Genomic DNA, 3,103 nt, shown 5'->3' on the forward strand with positions numbered 1-3,103 from the left:
GGAACCGAACACCATCTGGAAGTGTCCTAGATGGGTAAGTTTCGGACAACGGTGATAGGTGATGAGATCTGCGACTGTGCGTGTGGCCGAAGCCAAGCCCCGAGACGTGGGACACGGAATTGTTAGAATAGACCCCTTAATTGCTGAGAGACTGTATATAACCACCGGAGACAGCGTTGAGATTATCGGTAAAAGGAGAACCGTGGCCCTCTCCTGGTACGGGTACCCAGAGGACAGGGGAAAACAAATTATTAGAATTGACGGTACAACCCGAAAAAATGCCGGATTAGGAATAGACGACAAAGCCAATATCCGGAGAGTTGAAACCCGGCCCGCCACCAAGATTGAACTAGCACCCACCGAAACCCTTAGCATAACCGAGGGAGAAGACTACTTCAAAAAAATTCTTGAAGGCAGAGCCTTAACCTCTGGAGACTTTATTGAAATACCACTAATGGGTCAAAAGATTCTTCTAATAGTTACTTCCTTCAAACCCAAGTGTGATGCAGTTATCGTAAACAAGGCAACAGAAATAAAGATCAGCACAAAACCCGCTAAAGAAGTAAAAGATTCCAAGGTGCAAAAAGTCTCATACGAAGACATAGGAGGTCTACACGAAGAGGTTAGAAGAGTACGTGAAATGATTGAACTACCCCTCCGTCACCCCGAAATATTTGACCGCCTAGGAATCGCCGCACCAAAAGGCGTACTCCTGCACGGTCCCCCTGGCACTGGCAAAACTCTTTTAGCAAAAGCGGTGGCAAACGAAACCGAAGCATACTTCGTATCCATAAGTGGTCCCGAAATTATGAGCAAATTCTATGGAGAGAGTGAAGGCCGACTGAGAGAAATATTCCGAGAAGCGGAGAGAAATGCCCCTAGCATAGTCTTCATAGATGAGCTGGATAGTATAGCGCCCAAAAGAGAAGAAGTAACCGGGGAAGTGGAACGAAGGGTAGTTGCTCAGCTTCTTGCATTAATGGATGGTTTGAAGACTAGGGGGGAGCTAGTGGTGATTGGTGCAACAAATAGACCCAATGCTCTTGACCCCGCTCTAAGACGCGGTGGACGCTTCGATAGAGAAATCGAGTTCGGTATACCCAATAAGCTGGCTAGAATGGAAATACTGCATATACACACCAGAGGTATGCCGCTCGGAGATGATGTGGATCCCAAGTTCTTATCAGAATTCACACATGGTTTCGTGGGAGCAGATATAGAGACTCTGTGTAAGGAAGCAGCAATGTTTGCTTTAAGGAGAATACTACCGGATATAGATTTAGAAACAGAGAGTCTACCCGCAGAAGTGCTAAACCTGATAGAAGTCAACATGCAAGACTTTACCAATGCTTTGAAAAACATTGAGCCCAGCGCTATGAGAGAGGTTCTCATAGAAATTCCCAACGTAAGGTGGAGCGATGTCGGGGGATTGGAGGAGGCAAAACAGGAGTTAATAGAAACGGTGGAATGGCCTCTAAGATACAGCAAGTTCTTTAACTATATGGGGGCAAAAGCTCCCAAAGGGCTCTTTCTGCATGGCGCGCCGGGAACCGGAAAAACTATGTTAGTTAAAGCTCTAGCTAATGATAGTCAAGTAAACTTTATTTCCATTAAGGGACCCGAGTTCCTGAGCAAGTATGTGGGTGAGAGCGAGAGAGCGGTTAGGGAAACCTTTAGAAAAGCTAGGCAATCATCTCCCTGTATCATATTCTTCGATGAGATTGATGCCATTGCTCCGGTTCGCGGAGTAGGCTTCGGTGATTCCCATGTTTCTGAGAGGGTCATAAGTCAGATTCTTACCGAAATGGATGGATTGGAGGAACTTCATGACGTGGTTGTGGTTGCTGCGACCAACAGACCAGATATAGTGGATCCCGCATTACTACGTCCCGGAAGGTTTGATCGTATAATTTATATTCCGGTTCCCGATGAGAAATCGAGGTTTGAGATTTTCAATATCAACACAGCTAAGATCCCATTAGATAAAGATGTAAAATTGAAGGAATTAGCTGAGCGAACTGAGGGTTATACCGGAGCGGATATTGCTGCTATTTGTAATGAGGCTATTATGATAGCTATAAGAGAGTATATTATGGAGAACCAGTTAGATGAAAAAACTGAAGATTTTAAAATGTACACTATTAGAAGGAGACATTTCGAGAAAGCTTTGGAAAAAGTCAAACCCTTAACAAAGGGGCAATTAGAAAAATATGAGGAAATCTCCAGAAACTTCGCTGAGGGCCTAGTATAAAACTAACTAGTCTCTTTTATAAAAAATTGAAGGAATTTAAGAAATAGTAATCACTTTATTTTTATGTATTAATTTCAAAGAATAGGTGAGTATATTTTTTGTTTTGAATTAACTTTCAGATTTTGAAGGCTGGAACCATTTTTCTAATATTTGGAGTTAGGGTTGCTGCCCTTTCTCCTAAAATTTTTTACATCTGTTTCAGTACGTCTACTACGCGATCTCCGGCTCTTTTCATTTCTACTAATAAGAGTCCTAGGTTTGCTCCAGGTTTGGTTATTGCGGATAATACGGCTTCGGATCCTACTCCTCGGAGAATTATATCTCCTTTAGTACCGCTTACTATTACTTTATCCATTTCTCCTCGGGCGAGCTCTACCACGGCTCGGTTACCTATGTTGAGCAGAGCGGCGCTCATGGCTGCGATTAGGCCTTCATCTGCGTTTTTAGGTAAAGCCGAAGCCATTACCAGACCATCGGTCCTCACTATAGCGGAGGCTTCTATGTCGGGGTCGGCGTCTTCCATGGCTTTTAACAAGCCTTCAAGTTCACCTCTCCAATTCTTCGGCATGTTTATATCACCACCAAAATTGTATCATAATAGTTTTTTAAGTTTGAATTTATTTCAAGAAAATATAGCTCTATATTTAATTATTAGCGGCTGAATTATTAAAGTTTGTTTTATCCTGCTAAGACCTTGTCAATGTGTGTTGGTCTCAGGGAAATGATACAAGTTTTGAGTTTTCTTAATAGAAAGTTAAAAAGAAAAACGAATATAAATCTTTTTAGAATCTTTACATTTATTAAAAAACCTACATAAGCTTCGCTTTTTAGACAAATTATAAAAAACCTTTT

Annotated in this window: 2 protein-coding genes; one reads left to right on the plus strand and one right to left on the minus strand. The window is 42.2% G+C overall.

Going from position 1 to position 3,103, the window contains the following annotated elements; genetic code table 11:
* Positions 1-61 precede the first annotated feature (61 nt).
* A complete protein-coding gene (locus ACUVXA_RS18875) occupies positions 62-2,251 on the plus strand; it encodes a CDC48 family AAA ATPase (protein ID WP_445872837.1) in 2,190 nt (729 codons plus the stop codon).
* Between the two features lie 187 nt (positions 2,252-2,438).
* Here ACUVXA_RS18875 and ACUVXA_RS18880 read toward each other — a convergent pair whose 3' ends face one another.
* Complete coding sequence (locus tag ACUVXA_RS18880; protein WP_445872838.1) at positions 2,439-2,819, minus strand: roadblock/LC7 domain-containing protein; 381 nt, start codon at positions 2,817-2,819, stop codon at positions 2,439-2,441.
* Positions 2,820-3,103 lie beyond the last annotated feature (284 nt).

The organism is Candidatus Jordarchaeum sp. (assembly GCF_052745115.1).

Excerpts from the sequence above, each read along its gene's own strand:
- ACUVXA_RS18875 (WP_445872837.1), top strand. The coding sequence starts at position 62 with ATGAGATCTGCGACTGTGCGTGTGGCCGAAGCCAAGCCCCGAGACGTG.
- ACUVXA_RS18880 (WP_445872838.1), bottom strand. The coding sequence starts at position 2,819 with ATGCCGAAGAATTGGAGAGGTGAACTTGAAGGCTTGTTAAAAGCCATG.